This is a genomic window from Bacillus sp. FSL P4-0248, from assembly GCF_038593305.1.
GTDB lineage: Bacteria > Bacillota > Bacilli > Bacillales > Bacillaceae > Bacillus > Bacillus safensis.
This window is the reverse complement of the sequence record NZ_CP151983.1, coordinates 3,383,519-3,403,489: the sequence shown is the minus strand read 5'-3', so window position 1 is coordinate 3,403,489 and position 19,971 is coordinate 3,383,519. Positions and strand designations below refer to the sequence as shown.

The window sequence follows — 19,971 nt, the reverse complement described above, 5'->3', positions numbered from 1 at the left end:
TAAGGAGAATGACGAATGAAACTATTTTTCATTTTAGGTGCTATTAACGCCATGCTTGCTGTTGGACTTGGAGCCTTCGGTGCGCACGGTCTAGAAGGGAAAATCCCTGAAAAATATATAGAAATATGGAATAAAGGTGTTCAATATCAGATGTTCCATGCCATTGGCTTATTTGTTGTCGCTTTTCTTGCAGATAAGCTGTCAGGTGTCTCCTTGGTTCCTGCCGCTGGCTGGGTAATGCTTGCAGGCATCCTTTTCTTCTCAGGAAGCCTTTATGTGCTGGCATTGACGCAGGTGAAGATTTTAGGTGCCATTACTCCTATTGGCGGAGTAGCATTTATCGCCTCTTGGATCATGCTTGTCATTGCAGCAGCAAAAAATTTATAAGCCAATAAACCGATGCTCTCATAGGGGCATCGGTTTTTTCTTAACTCCAGTAAGGGGTATAGTTGGGCGGTGCTTGATAATATGGGACGTAGTGAGATGGAGGGACAGGATGCGTTTGAGACTCATCCTCCCGGTGGCAAAATGGTCCGATAAACACACTTGGTTTCACAGGCTTTATCGCCTGCTTCCACTGTGTTTCGTTCATGCAATAAGTATGGGCCATGATGTGAGAAGGGGTGAGGGTGAGAAGGTCTGAGCCTAGGATCACTTCAGGTGTAGATGCGTTAAAAATGGCTAACAAATGAGTTCTGTCTTGGAGAGCGACTTCATAGTGCCACCAGCCTTGAGGCACGTTTGCCACCTGTCCAGGTGTGATGGTGTAGGTGTGCAGTTTTTTTGTAAATGGATTCAGCATCGATACGGCAGCAGAACCGGCTATACAATAAACAAGCTCTGCGGCATTTTGATGATAATGAGGCTCTACGACTTTGCTTTTACTCAAATATATATCCAGCAGGGACACTTGATCCAACGAGTTTAATTGTTTTTTTCCTAACACATTAATCAGGTTATGCTGATCGAATTTCACAAGGGGGCTTTGATTCAGATCGTATGAAAATTTGACATTTGGTGATGTATAATCCAGCTCAACAGTCATTGATGTCACCTCTAGGCTTTTGATAAAAACTACTAGGCATCTTATGAGCAGCGCCCTAGAGGTGTGACAAAAACCTAGACAAAAGAAAAAAAGCAAGGGCACCTGAGCCTTGCTTTTGCCATGCTTGACGTTATCTCGGAGAATACGTAGACATGGAGTATGGATAGTCGTATTGAATTTCCCCATCAAACGTAATGTAATCAAGATAGATCGTTAATAGTAAGTATCGTGTTCCTGTCTTATTATCACTAATGATAATGTGGTCACGTCCTGCAGCTTCAATGACGCCTCTAAAAATCTTCGAATTCCATTCCTTGCTCGCCTCAAATGTCATATAAATCGTGGCTACCTTGCCGCGGTTCAATCGTAAAATATTTTCAATATAGGACTGCTCAATAGGCAGCTGCCCGGTGACATTCTGCTGATAAACCGGTCCAGAAGGAATTTGATATGGCTGACCGCCGCCCTGCGTTCCTTGGCCTCCTTGTGAAGTGCCGGTAGACGGCATTGGCGAAAACCCCTGCTGCATTTGACCCTGCGTTTGGGGAGGGACTGAATAACCCATCTGCTGCGCAGGATACGGATTTGCTCCATATTGTTGCTGGCGAAAATCTTGACCTTCGAAACCCGAACCTTGCCCAAATTGATTTTTCAATTTCATAACGTTCCTCCTCTTTCCTCATGGTGTTCTAAACAGAAGGCGCTAAAGCACCTGTTGTTTCCATATCATTCTTTCTCTCTTTCACACTATGAGACAGGAGGGGAGAATATGTACATTGAACGAAAAAAAGGAACTGCTATGCAATTCCTCAGCGTGTAGACAATCCCTCGTATTCTATCGGTACTCGTCTTTTTTACATGATCCAGTTTACAGCGTGCTGAATATCAAATAAAAGTGTCGTGATGAGAAAAAACGCGGCGAGCGGTGTGATCACAATGATGAAGGCTTGCCATAATTTGAGCTTCATCACAGCGACAATGCCTAAAATTGCCATTCCAAATATCCACGTCTTTGCATATACATCCGTAAGAGTTAAAAGATCGAGATAATACCATACTTCATAATGCTGATCTAAATATGGTGAGATTTTAACAAACGTATACGGACCGAGCATCCCAACAGTGAAAATCCAAGTAAGTGAAAATAAAGCAGAAGGGAAAAAGACCGTCAGTGTGCAGGCTTTGAGTATATCTCGATATGCCGTTTGACAGTCGAAAAAGAGACGGCCTAACCATTTAATCAGAAGGACACCGAAAAATAGAATCATATTGCCTGCCAAAATACCATATCCCGCTCCTTGTAACAGAATAAAAGGGAATGGAATATGATTGCCCATATACTCGCTAAAATACCCTTCGTAGATCCAGCCCGTACCGGCGATACTTGCAAGGAGCATCATCAGCCAAATGGGAATATTGGAATGTTGATATGAGCGAATAATCGTTTTTGTCGCGACGAAAATTTTAAAAAATCGAAAAAATCCTTTTACTTCCTCTTCTTGGGAGTGATCATTCTTCATAGCTTCCAATGTTCTTTACTCCTTTAATACACACAAATGATTACTTATATTACCAAAAAATTCGCATTTTTCAAAGATAGATCAATAAAAAAATACAATTTTATAAAAAATAGGTCACTCTACAGTCTCTTTAAGAGGAGACACATATGATAAACATAGTTTGAAAGAGACCGAGGTGAAAACTTTGACAAAAGTAACTGTCATTATGACGAGCTACAACAAGGCGGCTTACGTCGGCAGATCGATTGAAGCGGTCCTGCAGCAGACGCTGTCAGACTTTGAACTTTTTATCATGGATGATGGATCAAACGAAAAAACCCTTGCTGCGATTGAACCGTTTCGCAAAGATCCCCGCGTTCACTTTATCCAAAGCGGTGTCAAAACGCTGGAAGAGAGAACAGCGAAAACTCGCTACGCCGTGCTGATTAATCAAGCATTAGAACTGGCAAAGGGCGAGTATATTTCCTATGCCACAGATGACAATGTCTACGCCCCGGACCGTTTAGAGAAGCTCACTCATTATCTAGATGCCCATCCAGGTAAAGAGATTGTCTATTCTAGTTCTAAAGTGATCTATTTAAATAGCAAAAAAGAGCCAGTGAAGGAAACGATTCGGCCGGCGCAAACAGTGCAATGGAATGCCCCCTGTGCCATAGATCATTGCTCGGTCGTACATCGTGCATCCATTTTATCAAAAATTCATGCTGAATTTGGGTCTTACTGGGACGAGAGTCCGCATTTTTATCGGATAGGGGATGCCCGTTTCTTTTTTCGGTTAAATCATTTTTATCCGTTCTATCCCTTTGATGAAATATTAGATACAAATTACATCACAGAACAGTCCATTCATTATCAGCTGGCAGAAGAAGAGAAAAGTGCCTTTATTCAAGCACTTCCCGAGCAGTCTACCTGCTGGGAGCTTCGCAGTATATTAAAACAAAAACATGGGAGGTGACCTGAAGTGTCGCACTATATTCATCATTATTGGCAGGTGTACTTTGAGTATGTGAATCTGATGAAGGATTTGTCCTACAAGCAAATTCCTCTTGGGTTGATCAGTAATTTTTATCAATATATCAGTCCTGAAGTGAGGGAACGCATGGAAGATGAAGCATTCGGTCAAGAACTGACAACCGCTTGTCCATTACCGGAAGAGATTCAGCCATTTTTTGATCAGCATAAACAGCAGATCAAGCGTATCGCTTATCGTCCGGCGAATGGAAAGGTATTGCTTCACTTTGAACACCTGCGTTTTACGGAACAAAATTACACGCGGTTCCATCCAAACCAAACGGTGGTGCTCGCTCGCTGGAAGAAGGCGGATTATTATGGATTACCCGTGATCAGTAAGCCGGAATTAGCCGGAGAGGTTAATAAAGAAGCCCACGCTGAATATATTGAAAAAGCAAATGCTCTCCTTAAACCTTACGCTCACCACCCTGTCTTTGGCAATGTCTTTTTTAGAGAAAAGCTGCGGAAGGACATTGTGCAATTTATTGATGTCATTGACCAAATAGAAATGCTATTTCAAATGCAGCCGATTGCAGCTGTCATTGTTGGAACGACGGAGGATGCTTACAGCCGCGTACTCGCTTTGCAAACAGTGAAACGCCAGCTTACGAGTATCTGTCTTCAGCACGGTGCGCTTATGGGAGACGAAGCCTTTTTACCAATTTTCACGACTTGCCATGGGGTATTTGGAAAATATGAAAAGGACTGGTATGTAGATAAAGGCTGTCAGCCGGAACAGGTGGAAATCACAGGTCATCCGAGGTTTGATTTGGTGAAGGAGCGAACGCCGCTTCAACAGGATCTCATTTTTCGTAAATTGAACTTCAGTCCGGCTAAAAAGACCGTGCTTGTGGCAACGCAGCCGTTTTCTGAAGCCTTTTATGGCGATGTTCTTAAAACGATCGCCAAACGGAAAGACATTCAGCTGATCATGAAGCCGCATCCTTGGGAAATTGCTCGAAATCGATTAAATGACTATGTGTCTATTGAACGAGCGGGAAATCATGTGAAATTGATTAAAAAAGAAATTGACCTGTATGACCTGCTGCCATATGTGGATATCGTGATTACGCTCACATCAACAGTTGGTCTTGAAGCGATGCTTTTTGAAAAGAGTGTGCTGATCGGGAAAACGACAGAAGGCAGAAGATACCCATATTACGAGTCGCTTGGCAGCTATCATATGGAAAACCCTGTTGAACTAGCTGAGAAGGCCATTCGTATTTTGTCGGATGAACAAGAGATGAAACTGGCAAAGCAGCAAGGAGCTCAGTTCATTAAACAACATTATCCGCATGCGCGATCTATCGATGTTCTGCTTTCTCTGCTTAAAACAAAAACTGGTGTGGATTTTCAGAGATGAAGATAGGGGTGTGCAAGCGATATGGGAAAAAAGAGAGCACAATTTCTTCCTTATGCTCTGCCTTTCATTCAGCAGGAAGAAATTGATGAAGTCATTGGAACATTAAAGTCCGGCTGGCTGTCAACTGGACCAAAAGTAAGACAGTTTGAAGAAGAATTTCAGCAGCTGACAGGTGCAAAACATGCGATCGCTGTCAATTCATGTACGGCTGCTTTATTTTTAGCGTTAAAGGCAAGAGGGATTAGGGCTGGGGATGAGGTGATTACAACCCCTCTGACATTCTGCGCAACAGCCAATACGATTATCCATACGGGAGCAGCGCCTGTATTTGTCGATATTGATCCAGCGACACTCAACCTTGATGCAGAGAAACTAGAAGCGGCGATTACACCACACACAAAAGCAATTGTTCCTGTTCACTTTGCCGGTCAATCGTGCGATATGGACCGAATTTTAGCCATTGCCAAAAAGTATGATCTATTTGTACTTGAAGATGCTGCCCACGCTCTTTACACAACGTATCACGGTCAGCCCGTTGGATCCATTGGTGATGCGACCGCTTTTAGCTTTTATGCAACGAAAAACCTAGCGACTGGTGAAGGCGGCATGCTGACAACAAATGATGATGCGCTTGCGGCTCGGATTAGAAGACTAGCGCTCCATGGGATGAGCAAGGGAGCGTGGAATCGTTATGGAGAAAAAGGAACGTGGTATTACGAGGTCGAGGAACCAGGCTATAAAATGAACATGTTTGACGTGCAGGCATCGATAGGGCTTGTTCAACTAAGCCGACTAGATGACATGCAGGCGCGGAGAGAACAGATTGCAAAAGCATACAATCAGGCTTTTCAAAAAGAAGCGGGTCTGATCCTGCCGCCTGTGCATCAAGAAGGAAGACATGCATGGCATTTGTATGTACTGCAAGTGAATCCAAAAGAAGCATTTATCACGCGTGATGAACTGATTGATCAGCTGCAAAAGGAATATAAAATCGGCACGAGTGTTCACTTTATCCCTGTTCACTTGCATCCATACTATCAAGAAACATATCACTATTCACCGGAGGATTTTCCTGAGTCACTTGCATACTACAAGCAGACGCTCTCACTGCCGCTCTATCCAAGTATGACAGATGAAGATGTGCAGGATGTTATCACAGCGGTGTTGTCTATTTTAAAAGAACAGAAGGCATTATCATGAAGGTCGTTCATGCTGTAGATGATCAGGTGCTGGCTGCTTGGCTGGAGAAATACGGTCAACAAGCGGAACAAATGAACGGCTTCAAGCAGTTTGCTCTTGTTAATGGCGCACAGCTAAAGGCAGTCCTGTTATATGAATGGTCAAAATGGGAAAGCGGCATTTTTCATCAGCATATTTTTCATGTGAAGTTTGTCGAAGCGGAGTCAGAGTCTGCTTTTCAAGAATTGATGGAGCGTTTCATTAATTGGATGAGAACAGAAAAATGCGATTTTTTCTTTTTACGTCTTGAAGCGTCTGATCTTGAAAAAAACCGCATCGTCCAAAGGCTGTCACATGTGTACTATGTGGGCGGTCTCACTCGTCTTGAGGCGCCGCCTGTTCAAATGGAGATGCCATCTACAGGTGAAGATGTGGTCATCAGTCTGCCGGATGAAAAGGATTACGATGAGGCGGTGTCACTTGCTCATCAGGCTTTTGTGAAAAGCCGGTATGCACTTGATCCTTTTTTAGATCAGAATGCCGTCCAGCATTTTTTTCAGGAATGGATGAGAAACAATTTACTCGGACGTGCAGATATCAATCTCGCAGCAAAGGTGAACGATGAAGTCATTGGTTTGATTCAAGGGGTGACAAAGGGCGATGAACTGGTACTTGATTTATTGTCCATTAGAGCGGATGCACAAGGAAAAGGGATCGGAAAAAAGCTCGTGATGGCGATGATTAACGCCTCTCATGAGAGAGGGCATCGGTTTATGTCTGCCGGAACTCAGATGCATAACACAACCGCGATTCAGCTGTACGAAAAGCTGGGCTTTAGAACAAAAAATGCCTTCTTGTATTACCATGTGTGGCCGAAAAAAGGAGAGAGGTAAGATGGCGCATTTCTATATCGGAGATCGCAAAGTAGGGGGTGGCGCGCCTGTCTTTATCATTGCAGAGGCAGGCATTAACCATGATGGAAAGCTGGATCAGGCGCTTGCTTTAATTGATGTGGCAAAGGAAGCAGGTGCCGATGCGGTGAAGTTTCAAATGTTTCAAGCTGATCGGATGTATCAAAAGGAACCGGGTTTGTACGAAACAGCCAAAGGGGAAGAGGTGTCTATTTTTTCTTTAGTGGAACAAATGGAGCTGCCGCCAGAATGGCTCCCGGTGTTATTGTCACGTTGCGCGGAAAAAGGGCTGATATTTTTAAGCACAGTGTGTGACGAAGAATCTGCGGATCTATTGAATCAAACCGATCCGCCGGCTTTCAAGTTGGCATCCTATGAAATCAATCATTTGCCTCTTATGCGTCACACGGCATCTTTTCAAAAGCCCATCATATTCTCAACAGCCGGGGCAACCATTTCGGATGTCCATGAAGCATATGAGGCGATTACAAGCGAGCACAATCAGCAGGTCGCTATCATGCATTGCGTAGCAAAGTATCCAGCACCTAGAGCTTACACGAATCTCCGCGTGCTTCAAACCTTAGCTGCGGCATTTCCCGAGGCAGTCATTGGTTTTTCTGATCATAGTGAGCATCCAACTGAAGCGCCTGTGGCCGCTGTGAAGCTTGGGGCAGCAATCATTGAAAAGCACTTTACAGTCGATAAAACGTTACCTGGGGCTGATCATTCCTTTGCTCTTGATCCTGAAGAATTGAAGGAAATGGTTCAGCATATTCGAGCGGCAGAAAAGCAGCGGAATCTAACAGAAGCTGACACTCATTCAGTGCCAGAAGAGCTCCTTGGCAGTTCTTATAAAACGACAACAGCTATTGAAGGCAAGATTCGTGAATTTGCGTATCGAGGCATTTTTACGACAAAAGGCATTGCGAAAGGCGAGACATTGACCGCAGAAAATCTAGCCGTGTTACGTCCAGGACAAAAAAGCCAAGGTCTGCATCCGCGGTATATGGCGATTTTACTTGGCGCAAAGGCTGTCAGAGATATCCCAGCCCATACAGGGGTTTCGTGGAAAGATGTACTCATGCAGGAGACGCCAAATGATCAATGATGTCCTTTTTGTCATACAGGCGAGAATGGGCTCAACAAGGCTGCCAAAAAAGGTGATGAAACCGATCGGCGGTATGGCGCTGATCGACCTGATTGTTGAACGAGTAAAGCAATCAGATCATTACAATCACAAAACGCAGAACCTCATGATCGCCACAACAGTTGAGGCAGAAGATGATCTGCTGGCTCATTATTGTTTATCAAAGGGCTATAAAGTATTTCGTGGCAGTGAGGCGGATGTACTGCAGCGATTTGCGCAGATTGTCCGTCATTTTGAACCACAAACCATTGTGCGTTTAACAGGAGATAACCCATTTATAGATCCAGTCCTTTTGTCGAAAATGCTTGAAAAACATAGACAAGAGAAGGCTGATTACACGTATACGGCTGGAACGCCACTCGGTATTTCCGGGGAAATGATCGACGCACAGATTTTAAGTGAAATCGACAATTTTCCCCTTACGCAGCCAGAGCGTGAGCATGTCACGCTCTATATCAGAAAGCATCCTGAGCAATTTCACCTGCAATTATTCACACCGCCCAAAGAACTTGCATATCCTGCTTATCGATTCACGATTGATACAGAAGAAGATTATGTGTTTGCGACCCGTTTACTAGAGAAAGCTGGCGGCTCCATTGCTGTGCCTACGGCTGAACTCATCACCATTTGCGAACAAGACCCTGATATTGTTCGGCTGAATCAATTTGTGAAACAGAAGGATGCTGAATGAACAAGAAAATCATGATTGTTGTGTATGGTGGGTTTTTAAGAGGGATGGGTCATGTCGTCAGAATGAAACGGCTGGCAAATCAACTGCTTCAAGAAGGAAACGACATATCTTTCTATACAAATGAACAGATCTGTGTAGAAATGCTCTCAGGTCCAGATTGGCACGTTCATTTGGTGCAGGAGTCGAAGGCATTCCTTCAGATGGAGCAGGACATAAAAGAGCTGAATCCAGATCTTCTGCTGATTGATGTACTTGATTGTGACCTCCAATTTCTTCAATTAGTCAAAGCATCCTCCAGCTCTGCCAGGCTGGTCTTATTCGAAGAAAAAAGAGCAGAAGCTTGTCAGCTTGCCGATGCTGTCGTGAACGGCATTTATGGCGGTCTGGACGAAAAGTACATGCAAGTAGATGGGACAGAATATTTTTATGGAACACCTTATTTATTGTTAGATCAAGAGATAAGCCGATTAAAAGACACATATGAGGTTCGAAAAGAATGCAAAAAGGTGGTCATCAGTCTTGGAGGCAGTGACCCGCGTGGATTGTTATTAAAGACTGCATCAGCAATCCTCGAAGCGGACCACTTACACATTTTAGCGGTTACAGGAAAAGCCTCCCGCATTGAAGAACAAATAGAGGCTGAGCATATTCAATTCATTCGTCATACAGATCAATTACCTGCGCGTCTCTCGGAAGCTGATCTGGCAATAGTTGCTGGCGGGATGACATTATACGAGGCAGTTTGTATCGGAGTGCCCAGTATTGTCCTTTCACAAGTCGACCATCAAGCAGTGACAGCGGCTCGTTTTGCACAAAAGGGAGCGTGCCGCCATCTTGGCTTAGGTGAACTTGTGGATGAAAAAGATATACGGTGTGCTGTGGAAAGACTGTCCAGCAGCTACTTTCTCCGCAGGAGCATCCATCTTAATGGACGGACACTCATTGATGGAAAAGGAATTGAACGAGTGAAAAACATTCTTATACACCTCATGAATCATCACCAAAAAGACTATAAGGATGTGTAGATGTGAAGGGAGTTATTTTAGCAGGAGGAAAGGGATCACGACTGGCGCCTTTAACGAAGATTTTCAATAAACATTTATTGCCGGTTGGTCCATATCCAATGATTTATTGGTCATTGTTCAAATTGAAGGAAGCAGGGATTTTAGATGTGATGGTCATATCACAAGAAGAACAAATCCCGTTGTTTCAAAAGCTGCTTGAAAGCGATCAGGAATTGGGGATGAACATCGTATATCAGGTACAGCCTGAAGCGTCTGGGATATCAGACGGCTTATCCTATGCAAAGCCCTTTGTCAAAGGGGAGAAGTTTGTGCTGATGCTTGGTGATAATGTATTTGAGGATTCGCTAAACCCTTTTGTTGAAGCCTTTCAGCGGCAAGATAGAGGAGCCAAGGTTTTGTTGAAAGAAGTGGCAGATCCAAACCGGTTTGGCATTGCAGAAATTGATGCCACGCGCCAACGGATTTTATCAATAGAAGAAAAGCCGGAGTATCCGCGCTCATCTTACTGCGTCACGGGCATCTATTTTTATGATCAAGAAGTCTTTCAATATATTGAGAGAATCTCGCCGTCAGATCGAGGCGAATTAGAGATTACAGACGTGAACAATCTCTATATCTCAAATAGCCAGCTGACCTATGATATGTTAAAAGGGTGGTGGATTGATGCAGGAACACATGAATCTCTCCACGAAGCATCTGCGAAAATGTTTGAAACGATGAAGAAAAAAGAGGGATCCGAATGACGAAGTCTTATTTAATTACAGGTGGAGCGGGTTTTATCGGACTGAATTTTGTGAAGCTGCTGCTTCAGGATACAAATATCAGGCTCACCGTTTTTGATAAATTAACATATGCCAGTCATCCAGACGAGATGGATGAATTATTAAAGTTGTCTCATTTTCGGTTTATTCAGGGGGATATTACCCTTCAGCATGAGCTGGATCAAGCATTTGACGAAGTCTATGATGCAATCATTCATTTTGCGGCAGAATCGCATGTTGATCGCAGCATTGAATCGGCAGAGCCTTTTATTCAAACAAATGTCCTTGGAACGTATCGTATGCTTGAAGCTGTTTTAAATGGAAAGGCGAAAAAGCTCATTCATATTTCAACAGATGAAGTATATGGAGATTTGGAGCCAGATGATCCTGCTTTCACAGAACAAACACCACTCTCACCGAACAATCCTTATTCAGCAAGCAAGGCGAGTTCAGACCTGCTTGTAAAATCCTTTATCCACACTTACCAATTACCCGCGATGATTACACGATGCAGCAACAATTACGGACCGTATCAGCATGAGGAAAAATTAATACCGACCATTATTAGAAAAGCAGTCAATGGAGAGAAAATCCCGATTTATGGAGACGGCCAGCAAATTCGCGATTGGCTGTATGTAGAAGACCATGCGAGAGCTGTGAAGAAGGTGCTCGAAAACGGCACAGCCGGGCAGGTATACAATATTGGCGGCGGCAATGAGAAAACAAATCTTGATTTAACCAAAACGATTCTATCGCAGCTTGGAATCAGTCATGATCAAATTGCGTTTATTCAAGACCGAAAAGGACATGACAGACGGTATGCCATTGATGCAAGTAAGCTAAAAGGCGAGCTCGGCTGGACGCAGGAGACGTCATTTGAAGAAGGTATCGAAAAAACGATCAATTGGTATCGAACCAAATACGATCAGAGCGAAGAAGGGTGACGGATGAAAGTTTTAATCACCGGTGCAGGCGGCCAATTAGGGAAAGAATTGAGCAGACAGCTCAAAGAAAAAGACATGACCGTCATTGCCTTAACGAGGAACATGCTCAATATCACAGACCAGCAGGCAGTTAGACATGCGATGAGACACTATCAGCCTGATATTGTTGTCAGTGCAGCAGCCTATACATCTGTTGATCAATGTGAAACAGAAACCGAAAAGGCGTATCTTGTGAATGGCATTGGCGCCTACTATACAGCCCTGGAAGCAAAGCGCGCAGGCGCTGATGTGTTACATGTCAGTACAGATTATGTGTTTGACGGGCAGGCGCACACCCCTTACCAAATCGATGCACAAGCAGATCCTCAAACCATTTATGGAAAGAGTAAAAAGCTTGGTGAGGAATTGATTCAGCTTGTGTCAGATGAAGTGAAAATCATTCGTACCTCGTGGCTTTATGGACATGAGGGGCATAACTTTGTGAATACCATTCTTCGGCTCGCTGAAACGAAGGATCATTTGCGCATTGTGAACGATCAAATAGGGTCTCCTACTTATACAAAGGATGCAGCTGAGGCCTTGATTCATTTGTTTGATCAGAAGGCAGGCGTGTATCATGTCAGTAATCGAGAAAGCTGTTCCTGGTTTGATTTTGCGTCAGAAATTGTGATGAAAAGCGGACTGTCCGCCACAATTGAGCCGATTTCCACGGAAGAGTACGGCTTCCAAACGCCTCGCCCAGCCTATTCTGTCTTAGACCTTCAAGCGATTGAAGCCACAGGCTGGCAGCCGAGGCATTGGAAGGATGCACTTTACGAATATTTGCAGAAAGAAGGGAGATGGCAACAGCATGATTGATGGTGTTCAAACGAAAAAACTCATGAAACATTGTGATGACCGCGGCTTTTTTGCAGAGCTCATTCGAGATGATGAACCGATGCTGAAACGCTTTGGGCAGGCGTCATGGTCGAAAAGCTTTCCAGGCGTGATCAAAGCCTTTCATTATCATGAAAAACAAGACGACGTTTGGTTCTTCCCTGCAGGTCATGCGCAGGTCGTGTTATATGATTTGCGTGAGGACTCTTCCACAAAGGGGCAAACCGATGTGTATTATATGGGGGAAGACAATCCGATGCTGCTTCTTATCCCAAAGGGTGTCGCGCATGGCTATCGTGTACTAGGTGAGACGCCGCTGCAAATTGTGTATTTCACAACAGAATCGTATGACCCGAATAACCCAGATGAAAAGCGAATCGCCTGGAATGACGAAACGATCGGGTTTAATTGGGAAACGACATTTAAATAGAGAACGGGGGGCCTTTCGCAGGAGAAAGGTCTTTTTTTGTTGAAATACATTCTATATGTGTCATTTTATGTATATGTACTAAGCTGATAAGAAAAGGGATGTGGATGAGTTTGTCTAAAAGAATTGCGTTTGTAACAGGAGCAAGTACAGGGATTGGAAAGGCCATCGCCGTAAAGCTTGCCGCTCAAGACAATGTAAAGATCATCATCAATTCTAGAAATCAATCCTCACTAGAAGAAGCGCAGCAGCACATTGGGCGTATGGCAGAAACAAAGGAGCCGGTGGCTCTTTTCTGTGGGGACATGTCAGATGAAGGAGTGAGGGCTGAGGCTTTTACGAAAATAGAAAAAGAGTTTGGCAGACTGGATGTGTTGATTAATAACATTCCAGGGGGGAAGCCGGATACCTTTGATTCGTGTGACAGCGAGCAGATGATGGCAGTATTTTCTCAAAAAGCCCTTGCGTACATTGATACGATGAAGCGTGCGGCAGCGATGATGAAACGACATGAGTATGGCCGGATCATTCAAATTGTCGGGAACCTATGGAAGGAACCTGGCGACCAAATGTTTACGAACAGTATGATGAATGCAGCGATTATCAATGCTAGTAAAAATGCTGCCACACAGCTTGCACCTTCAGGGATCACAGTGAATTGTTTAAACCCGGGATTTATTGCTACAGATCGGTATGAACAATTTATCGGAAACATGATGCGTAAACAGGCATTATCGCGGGAAGAAGCTGTACAGGCTGTAGCGTCAGGAATTCCAATGAAAAGAGTGGGGTCAGCGAGTGAAATGGCTTCATTGGCCGCTTTTATCGCATCAGAGGAAGCCTCCTATCTTACAGGACAACAAATATCCGTCGATGGTGGTTCGATGAAAAGTATATGACATCAAAAACCCGCTATATGCGGGTTTTTTGATTAAAGCGAATTGGAAGGATGCGAAGCCGGTCGATAAACAGGGCAAGCTGTTCAATTGGAGCAACCATTGAGATGCGGACATGACGCCTACCATGTGCTCCAAACACACCCCCCGGCGTGACAACGACATCAGTATGTTCGAGTAAATAGTCAGCAAATGCATGAGAATGTTCAAAATCATCAGGGATTGGAGCCCATAAATAAAAGGCGCCAGCTGGACGTTCGATGGACCATCCTAGCTGCTTTTCTGCCTGACGGATGAAAAAGTGAATTCGTTCAAGGTAGACCTCTTTTAATGATTGTATGTGACGGTCATCACTTTGCAAGGCGACAGTTGCAGCTTGTTGAAATCCGCCATACATACTGACAAACACATGATCTTGGAAGGCGTTAATGGCTTGGATGATGTCCTCATTACCTACAGCAAAAGCGACTCTCCATCCTGCCATATTAAATGTTTTGGATAGAGAATATAATTCCACTCCTACGCTTTTCCCAAGAGGAGCGTTCAGAAAGCTTACGGGTTTTTGTTCATAATGAAATGAACCATAGGCAAAATCATGAATGACATGCAGTCCGTGAGCTGATGCAAAATCAGCAGTCTCTTCAAAAAATGCATCATTTGCCACAGCACCTGTTGGGTTATTCGGATAATTTAAGAAAAGAACCTTTGCCTTTTTGAGTACCTCCGGATCAATTGAAGAGAGATTCGGCAAATAGCCATTTTTCGATTCAAGTTTGATGCAGTAGGGCTTTGCGTCTGCCATCAAGATCCCAGAATGATATTCTGGGTATCCTGGATCGGGGACGAGGGCAACGTCCCCAGGGTCAAGAAGACACTGACTCATGACATAAAGGCCTGTTTTCCCTCCATTGAAAAGAGCAACCTCTTTCTGTGGGTCTATCTCAGGGCCGAACTCCTTTTTGTAGAAATCTGCAATGGCTTGCTTGAAAAAGTCGAAGCCTCTGAAAGGTGCATATTGCTGAAACTGCAAAGTGCCTGCCGCCTCTTGAAGGGCGCTTACGATATGTGCAGGAGTAGGAAGATCGGGATTTCCCTGACCAAGGTTTATGATGTTCGCTCCGTTTTGTGCTTTTTGCGCAATTTTCTCAAATACGGTTCCAAATTTCTGTTCTGGCAGCCGTTTCATTATGTTAGATGGTAAGATCTCCATCACGTACCCTCTCTTTCTATCCCTTGACTAATTCATCCATTAAATGAAGGGCAGCTTGTTTCTGTAAGTTGCGGATGGATGCTGCAACATCCTGTGAGGATGACCCTTTTAACTCAAGCGACACGATGCCATTAAAGGCTTCAAATAAAGATAGATCGACAAAGGTGCCTTTGGACGGGACAGATTCACTGACGATCACAGTATCTCCAACTAAAGCATCCTGCGGAATATGGATATGATCAATGGTGATGTGTGTGGCCTCTGCCGGTATGTGTCCGCTTTCTTTGAAATGCTGAGGGTATAAATGGCAGTCTGCTATATAATGCGTATGTCCAGAAAGCAGCTCTTTTGGCAGCTCCGCTTTTTTACCATCGACTAATACATCGATCAGCAGCTTTGCCATATCCACCCCAAACACTTTTTTGATATTCGGAATCATATTCCAGCCAGCAAATCTAGCTGCGGATTCGATCAGTCCTGCTTCTCGATTTTTCATGAGCTTGATCTCTGTATGGGTCGCACAGTTTTCAAGGCCCAGCCCTTCATTTGCCTTCTTAGCTGCCTCAATAATGATTTGCTGGGCTTCATTGTCTAGGATCGAGGGAGTAATATGAGCCGTTTCTGTAAAACCGATTTGAGGGGTCTTGTCATGTATGACAAAAGGGATATATTCTCCCTCCACGACTAACCCTTCTACACTGACATAATCAGAATAGCCACCCTCCTGATACCAATCCTCGTAAGCACCCTCTAAATACGTTTCAGCGACAAATGGTGCTTCATATGTCACAGCGTTTGGGACGGGAATCGTTTGCAAGTAGGATTGTACGTTTAAAAAGAGATCATCACTGCCGGCTCTGTCGTGAAAAAGGGTCACGCCAATGGAGCTTGCTAAATATGTAGGCTTTAAAATAAGCGGTGTCCCGATCTGTTCAATAGCTTGCTGGAAATCAGCTAAAGTCGTGACAGGCTGAGTTTTCACCGCTTTGACACCAGCAGCGTTGAATGCAGCTCTCATTTGGCTTTTATCACGTGCCATTTCAGCTGCTTTTACCCCAGCGCCGCGCAGCCCCAGCCGCTCAGCAGCTTTTGCCATTGGTGCAATGAATAATTCATTATTGGTGGTGATGGCATCAGCTTTGAAAAAGGAAGCCACACGGACTAGGTCATCCACCACCTCTTCCTCTGATTTCAGATAATCATCATGTGCCCAGTAAATAGAATCAGGGTGTTCAAAAGAAGGATGTGTCTCAAAATAATCACGATCTTTGATGACGGCAATGGAGTATTTTTCGATTAGTTCAGCGTGACCCTTTGTAATGGCAAAGGGTCTAGGGATATAAGAAACGATATGATAAGATGCCGCCACGCTTTCATAAAACATATGGGGCGGGCATCCTCCTAAGTCAGCAATGACAAGTACGGTTTTTTTACTCAATGAAAGCACTCCTTTTTATCTAGCGGTGTATCCGCCATCTGCTGTGACAACACTTCCAGTCATATAGCTGGATAGATCAGAGGCGAGAAACAGCATCACGCCCGCAATTTCTTCAGGTTTTCCGAGACGAAGCAAGGGATTCACCTTTGCTTTTTCCTTTTTAACAACCTCAAGACTTTCTGAATGATTGTCTAAAAAGGATTTTTCATTTAATGGTGTATCAATGATGCCTGGTGCGATACAATTCACCCTGATTTGATGAGCGGCATAGTCGATCGCCATCGATTTGGTGAGCTGGATGACACCGCCCTTCGTTGCGTTGTATGCAGGAATGTCAGGCCAGCCAACGAGACCTCCGACAGATCCAGTATTAATAATACTTCCGCTTTTCTTTTCAAGCATATGCGGCAATGTATGCTTACTCATAAGAAATACACCAGTCAGGTTGACCTGTAGAATGTGGTTCCAATCCTCCAGTGTCATCTCGTGAATAGGTGAGACAATTTCGATGCCTGCATTGTTAATCAAAACATCAATTGTCCCGAATTGGCTCAGCACGGATTGAACGGTTTTTTGACAGTCAGACTCATTCGTAATATCTGTTTTGAAAAACGCAGCATGTTCATGAGGCAATGATTCAATGAGTTGTTTACCGCTATCTTCATTGATATCAGCCACTGCTACTTTTGCTCCGTGCTCAAGGAAAAGCTTGACGGCGGCAAGCCCAATCCCAGACGCACCTCCTGTAATCAGGACGACTTTTCCGGCAATGTTCATTTCTTCACCTTAGACGCTTTTGGCTTTAAGCGGTTATAGCGCGGAGGGAAGAAGAGATTAATAGACTTTGATGCTTCTGGCTTTGGATTAATGGCGCCGTGATCTTCTTTTGGATCACAGAAGTAGGTCGTGCCAAATTCCATCTTTTCTGTAAAGCCTTCAATCGTCATATCGTACCCACCGCTAATGCAAATCCCGATTTGTTCATTACGGTGCTTATGAAAAGGCATTTCCCCGCCATTTCCCGGAATGTTGGCAATCATAAGCTCCATCCAGTCCTCCACAAAAAAAGTCACTTCCATGCCAGGAAGTAAATCACGCGTTTTGAAAATATCTAAGAAATAAGTAGGAGGAGCCGTATATTCCTCTCCATCTTTCAATCTCTTAATATCAATGGCGATCACTTCTTCATCTGTCAGATTCGATGCGCCGTGAGGAACGAATGGTGGTGCAATATAGGCTGATTCTAATGGGGTGAGCAATTGGGTCGATTGGCCGACCGTCATTTGAAGCTCGCCTTTTAATACGATGCCGATTTGTGCTTCTGGATGCTCGTGAGGTTCGATGATCGTGTGAGGAGGGACGTGTGAAATTAACACTTCCGTATCGCCTCTGACAGTAGAATATTGGATGACACCATTATCCCATTCTCGTTTTTTCGCTTGAGGAAAATATAATTCTTGCACCTTTTGTTCAGTTGTCATGTTACATCTCTCCTTTTCCGAATATAGACCAGCTCATAGGAATGCTTTTAAATGTTCGAATGAAGGTGAGCCCGTATGTAGCTCTTGCCACTTCATTGGTTAAAGCGAAATCAAATTCGCCGTCTCTGACTTTTTGTGCGGCTGTACTTGTAGAATTGACAAGCTCAAATTCAGCATTTTGATGAATAAAATATTGAATCAAATTCACAGGTGCAGGATGAGAAACAATTTTTAAATGGTGAAGCATTTGTTCTTGAAAGGGGAAATCTGGTCTGACAGCCAAACCATACATGGGCGTGTCACATCTGAATATTTGTAAAAGCTGCAGGTCAGGTCTCATGTAGAAGTGTTTAATTCCTTCGTATGCGTGTGGAACGAGAGTGTATTGGAGTGCGTTAGAGAGAGTATGTTCAATGCAAGTTTCGAATGTGTCGTAAAGGGATAGTTTCGTATGAGTGCCGAGTGTAGTGGTGGAATGAGAGATGAAATGTTTTGCTGCATATTCACTGCTTGTCCCCTTAGGGCCTAATGTATTGACTGTAAACATCTTAGGTGAAACGATGGGCTCTTCTTTGAAATGAAAAACATCATTCTTTAAGATCATGTTTACCTTACCATCCAATCTTTTTCAAATTTTTACTAGATTATAAAAAATAAAATTGGTAATTGTCAACAAAATTTATAAAAAATGTATTTTATGATGATATTAAAAATTGATCTAAAAAACTGCACATATCGAGATGTGCAGTGAAATGAGCTCACGTTTCAAATGTGTTTTTATGTTTCTGCTGTAAGGTTTTTTCACGTTTATAGCTGACGAAGCTGATGAGAAAACCAACAAGCGTAATGAGTGCACATACAAGCCCTACTGTATGATAGCCGAAATGGACATAAACAGGTCCCATCAGAGCTGATCCAAGCATTACGGCAAGATTGGAAGCAAGGCTGTAAAAAGCCATCACTTTGCCTCGGTGGGTCTGGGAGCAGTCGCTCAGGACGGTGCTCAAAAGCGTGACAGATAAACTTTGCATGGCACCCCAAATAAATAAAGCAAAAATGAGCAATGTCCATGAGAACGGTGCATAAGGAAGTAAGGCAAGAACAAGCGTAATGCCGCCCAGCACAAAGAAAAGTGAACGTGTTTTGCCAAACCAATCTGCTAATTTCCCAGTAAACATACTCATGGAAAAGCCAACACCATAAGCCATGATTAGAAGTCCAGCTGTTGATTGCCCCCCGGAAAACAGACTTTGCAGGTAAGCCCCTAAAAATGAGTACATGCCATAAAATCCAAGCATGTTACAAAATGTCACGGTCAAATAGGCAGGGACTCGGTCGATTTTCAAAGCCCCCCATAAAGAGCCTGATTTCTCCCTAGTTTGAGGTGCCTTTGGAGCAGCTGTTGTGACTTGTTTTCGAGATTCAAGGATGACGAGCAGCAAGACAACGAGACTCATCATGGCGAAAATCCAAAATGTCCAGCGCCAGTTCAAACTTTGACCGATAAAGGCGCCAATGGGCACACCAAGGACAAGAGAAAGAGACCAACTCGATACAATGAGCCCCATCACTTTGCCGCGATACTCGTATGGAACCCGGTCGCCCACAAGAGCATAGGCTGTTGGCACAAATACACCAGTCGCCAGCCCAGAAATAGCACGGCCTGCAAAAAACACGGCCAAATTTGGGGCAGCAGCACACATCACTGTGCCAACCAAAAAGAAAGACAGCCCAATAATCAAACACAGCTCTCTTGAATACCGGTCCCCTAAAGGAACGAGCAGCGGAGCTCCAACCAGCACAGCTAACCCATAAATGCTGATGGAAAGAGCGAGAATATCAAGAGAGTGCTGAAAGGAGTTTGATAAATCAGGCAGCAGTGGTGAAATTACCAGCTCTTCCGATCCCGCAGCAAAAACGCCAAGTGTGAGTGCGATGGCAAGTGTGATGGGAAATGTTTTAGAAGCCTGGCTGTCTAAAGATTCTTTCATCAAGTGATCCCTCCATACTTGCTTTTTCATTCAATTCCGTTAAAATAAATTCTAC

22 protein-coding genes are annotated in these 19,971 nt (G+C 43.9%); 13 read left to right on the top strand and 9 right to left on the bottom strand.

Annotation, left to right across the window (positions count from 1 at the left end):
• The first annotated feature begins 15 nt into the window (after positions 1 to 15).
• Entirely contained in the window at positions 16 to 387 is a 372-nt protein-coding gene (locus tag NST65_RS17560; protein WP_025093833.1) for a DUF423 domain-containing protein, read from the top strand.
• A gap of 40 nt (positions 388 to 427) precedes the next feature.
• On the opposite strand, the gene NST65_RS17555 is transcribed toward NST65_RS17560, so the two are convergent.
• From NST65_RS17555 to NST65_RS17545, 3 genes are all read right to left on the bottom strand, one after another.
• Positions 428 to 1,045 carry a cupin domain-containing protein gene (locus tag NST65_RS17555; RefSeq protein ID WP_034281285.1) on the bottom strand — a complete coding sequence of 206 codons (618 nt, stop codon included), beginning with the start codon at positions 1,043 to 1,045 and terminating at the stop codon, positions 428 to 430.
• Positions 1,046 to 1,175: 130 nt separating this feature from the next.
• Positions 1,176 to 1,706: a spore coat protein GerQ gene (gene gerQ / locus NST65_RS17550; RefSeq protein WP_024426405.1), complete on the bottom strand. Its 531-nt coding sequence runs from the start codon at positions 1,704 to 1,706 to the stop codon at positions 1,176 to 1,178.
• A 193-nt stretch (positions 1,707 to 1,899) separates the two neighbouring features.
• Positions 1,900 to 2,565 carry a hypothetical protein gene (locus NST65_RS17545; RefSeq protein ID WP_227001751.1) on the bottom strand — a complete coding sequence of 222 codons (666 nt, stop codon included), beginning with the start codon at positions 2,563 to 2,565 and terminating at the stop codon, positions 1,900 to 1,902.
• A gap of 184 nt (positions 2,566 to 2,749) precedes the next feature.
• Here NST65_RS17545 and NST65_RS17540 point away from each other — a divergent pair, with 184 nt between their 5' ends.
• From NST65_RS17540 to NST65_RS17485, 12 genes are all read left to right on the top strand, one after another.
• The gene (locus tag NST65_RS17540) at positions 2,750 to 3,520 is read left to right on the top strand and encodes a glycosyltransferase family 2 protein (RefSeq protein ID WP_041115894.1); all 771 of its coding nucleotides are present in this window, start codon (positions 2,750 to 2,752) and stop codon (positions 3,518 to 3,520) included.
• A gap of 6 nt (positions 3,521 to 3,526) precedes the next feature.
• A complete protein-coding gene (locus NST65_RS17535) occupies positions 3,527 to 4,939 on the top strand; it encodes a CDP-glycerol glycerophosphotransferase family protein (RefSeq protein WP_111926914.1) in 1,413 nt (470 codons plus the stop codon).
• A gap of 21 nt (positions 4,940 to 4,960) precedes the next feature.
• A complete protein-coding gene (locus tag NST65_RS17530; RefSeq protein WP_041115442.1) occupies positions 4,961 to 6,139 on the top strand; it encodes a DegT/DnrJ/EryC1/StrS family aminotransferase in 1,179 nt (392 codons plus the stop codon).
• Positions 6,136 to 7,011, top strand: a complete 876-nt coding sequence (locus NST65_RS17525; RefSeq protein ID WP_111926912.1) for a GNAT family N-acetyltransferase — start codon at positions 6,136 to 6,138, stop codon at positions 7,009 to 7,011. Before NST65_RS17530 ends, NST65_RS17525 begins: the two co-directional genes overlap by 4 nt.
• Before the next feature lies 1 nt (position 7,012).
• Complete coding sequence (locus tag NST65_RS17520; RefSeq protein ID WP_111926910.1) at positions 7,013 to 8,137, top strand: N-acetylneuraminate synthase family protein; 1,125 nt, start codon at positions 7,013 to 7,015, stop codon at positions 8,135 to 8,137.
• Positions 8,127 to 8,867, top strand: coding sequence for a glycosyltransferase family protein (locus NST65_RS17515; RefSeq protein ID WP_061110221.1), 741 nt, complete (start codon positions 8,127 to 8,129; stop codon positions 8,865 to 8,867). The genes NST65_RS17520 and NST65_RS17515 overlap by 11 nt, the downstream gene beginning before the upstream one ends.
• Positions 8,864 to 9,892 carry a glycosyltransferase gene (locus NST65_RS17510; RefSeq protein ID WP_264316006.1) on the top strand — a complete coding sequence of 343 codons (1,029 nt, stop codon included), beginning with the start codon at positions 8,864 to 8,866 and terminating at the stop codon, positions 9,890 to 9,892. Before NST65_RS17515 ends, NST65_RS17510 begins: the two co-directional genes overlap by 4 nt.
• A gap of 2 nt (positions 9,893 to 9,894) precedes the next feature.
• Positions 9,895 to 10,635, top strand: coding sequence for a sugar phosphate nucleotidyltransferase (locus NST65_RS17505; protein ID WP_024423805.1), 741 nt, complete (start codon positions 9,895 to 9,897; stop codon positions 10,633 to 10,635).
• Positions 10,632 to 11,597: a dTDP-glucose 4,6-dehydratase gene (rfbB, locus tag NST65_RS17500; RefSeq protein WP_254001478.1), complete on the top strand. Its 966-nt coding sequence runs from the start codon at positions 10,632 to 10,634 to the stop codon at positions 11,595 to 11,597. Before NST65_RS17505 ends, rfbB begins: the two co-directional genes overlap by 4 nt.
• A gap of 3 nt (positions 11,598 to 11,600) precedes the next feature.
• Positions 11,601 to 12,455, top strand: coding sequence for a dTDP-4-dehydrorhamnose reductase (gene rfbD / locus NST65_RS17495; RefSeq protein ID WP_061110217.1), 855 nt, complete (start codon positions 11,601 to 11,603; stop codon positions 12,453 to 12,455).
• Complete coding sequence (locus tag NST65_RS17490) at positions 12,448 to 12,903, top strand: dTDP-4-dehydrorhamnose 3,5-epimerase family protein (protein WP_065214906.1); 456 nt, start codon at positions 12,448 to 12,450, stop codon at positions 12,901 to 12,903. Before rfbD ends, NST65_RS17490 begins: the two co-directional genes overlap by 8 nt.
• A gap of 104 nt (positions 12,904 to 13,007) precedes the next feature.
• Entirely contained in the window at positions 13,008 to 13,799 is a 792-nt protein-coding gene (locus NST65_RS17485) for an SDR family oxidoreductase (protein WP_269199619.1), read from the top strand.
• Between the two features lie 13 nt (positions 13,800 to 13,812).
• Here the strand turns inward: NST65_RS17485 and NST65_RS17480 are convergent, their stop codons facing one another.
• The 6 genes from NST65_RS17480 to NST65_RS17455 form a co-directional block, all read right to left on the bottom strand.
• Complete coding sequence (locus NST65_RS17480; protein ID WP_041115456.1) at positions 13,813 to 15,006, bottom strand: pyridoxal phosphate-dependent aminotransferase; 1,194 nt, start codon at positions 15,004 to 15,006, stop codon at positions 13,813 to 13,815.
• Between the two features lie 16 nt (positions 15,007 to 15,022).
• On the bottom strand, positions 15,023 to 16,444 hold the full coding sequence (locus NST65_RS17475) for an ATP-grasp domain-containing protein (protein ID WP_041115458.1): 1,422 nt from the start codon (positions 16,442 to 16,444) through the stop codon (positions 15,023 to 15,025).
• 15 nt (positions 16,445 to 16,459) lie between these two features.
• The gene (locus NST65_RS17470; RefSeq protein ID WP_034281272.1) at positions 16,460 to 17,221 is read right to left on the bottom strand and encodes a glucose 1-dehydrogenase; all 762 of its coding nucleotides are present in this window, start codon (positions 17,219 to 17,221) and stop codon (positions 16,460 to 16,462) included.
• Positions 17,218 to 17,925 carry a cupin domain-containing protein gene (locus NST65_RS17465; RefSeq protein ID WP_041115460.1) on the bottom strand — a complete coding sequence of 236 codons (708 nt, stop codon included), beginning with the start codon at positions 17,923 to 17,925 and terminating at the stop codon, positions 17,218 to 17,220. Before NST65_RS17465 ends, NST65_RS17470 begins: the two co-directional genes overlap by 4 nt.
• 1 nt (position 17,926) lies before the next feature.
• Positions 17,927 to 18,529 (bottom strand): bacilysin biosynthesis protein BacA, encoded by a 603-nt coding sequence (locus tag NST65_RS17460; protein WP_024423797.1) that lies wholly within the window; start codon positions 18,527 to 18,529, stop codon positions 17,927 to 17,929.
• 154 nt (positions 18,530 to 18,683) lie between these two features.
• Complete coding sequence (locus tag NST65_RS17455) at positions 18,684 to 19,916, bottom strand: MFS transporter (protein ID WP_041115461.1); 1,233 nt, start codon at positions 19,914 to 19,916, stop codon at positions 18,684 to 18,686.
• Between the last annotated feature and the right edge of the window lie 55 nt (positions 19,917 to 19,971).

Excerpts from the sequence above, each read along its gene's own strand:
- NST65_RS17560 (WP_025093833.1), top strand. The coding sequence starts at position 16 with ATGAAACTATTTTTCATTTTAGGTGCTATTAACGCCATGCTTGCTGTT.
- NST65_RS17555 (WP_034281285.1), bottom strand. The coding sequence starts at position 1,045 with ATGACTGTTGAGCTGGATTATACATCACCAAATGTCAAATTTTCATAC.
- gerQ (WP_024426405.1), bottom strand. The coding sequence starts at position 1,706 with ATGAAATTGAAAAATCAATTTGGGCAAGGTTCGGGTTTCGAAGGTCAA.
- NST65_RS17545 (WP_227001751.1), bottom strand. The coding sequence starts at position 2,565 with ATGAAGAATGATCACTCCCAAGAAGAGGAAGTAAAAGGATTTTTTCGA.
- NST65_RS17530 (WP_041115442.1), top strand. The coding sequence starts at position 4,961 with ATGGGAAAAAAGAGAGCACAATTTCTTCCTTATGCTCTGCCTTTCATT.
- NST65_RS17525 (WP_111926912.1), top strand. The coding sequence starts at position 6,136 with ATGAAGGTCGTTCATGCTGTAGATGATCAGGTGCTGGCTGCTTGGCTG.
- NST65_RS17520 (WP_111926910.1), top strand. The coding sequence starts at position 7,013 with ATGGCGCATTTCTATATCGGAGATCGCAAAGTAGGGGGTGGCGCGCCT.
- NST65_RS17515 (WP_061110221.1), top strand. The coding sequence starts at position 8,127 with ATGATCAATGATGTCCTTTTTGTCATACAGGCGAGAATGGGCTCAACA.
- NST65_RS17510 (WP_264316006.1), top strand. The coding sequence starts at position 8,864 with ATGAACAAGAAAATCATGATTGTTGTGTATGGTGGGTTTTTAAGAGGG.
- rfbB (WP_254001478.1), top strand. The coding sequence starts at position 10,632 with ATGACGAAGTCTTATTTAATTACAGGTGGAGCGGGTTTTATCGGACTG.
- rfbD (WP_061110217.1), top strand. The coding sequence starts at position 11,601 with ATGAAAGTTTTAATCACCGGTGCAGGCGGCCAATTAGGGAAAGAATTG.
- NST65_RS17490 (WP_065214906.1), top strand. The coding sequence starts at position 12,448 with ATGATTGATGGTGTTCAAACGAAAAAACTCATGAAACATTGTGATGAC.
- NST65_RS17485 (WP_269199619.1), top strand. The coding sequence starts at position 13,008 with ATGAGTTTGTCTAAAAGAATTGCGTTTGTAACAGGAGCAAGTACAGGG.
- NST65_RS17480 (WP_041115456.1), bottom strand. The coding sequence starts at position 15,006 with ATGGAGATCTTACCATCTAACATAATGAAACGGCTGCCAGAACAGAAA.
- NST65_RS17470 (WP_034281272.1), bottom strand. The coding sequence starts at position 17,221 with ATGAACATTGCCGGAAAAGTCGTCCTGATTACAGGAGGTGCGTCTGGG.
- NST65_RS17465 (WP_041115460.1), bottom strand. The coding sequence starts at position 17,925 with ATGACAACTGAACAAAAGGTGCAAGAATTATATTTTCCTCAAGCGAAA.
- NST65_RS17460 (WP_024423797.1), bottom strand. The coding sequence starts at position 18,529 with ATGATCTTAAAGAATGATGTTTTTCATTTCAAAGAAGAGCCCATCGTT.
- NST65_RS17455 (WP_041115461.1), bottom strand. The coding sequence starts at position 19,916 with ATGAAAGAATCTTTAGACAGCCAGGCTTCTAAAACATTTCCCATCACA.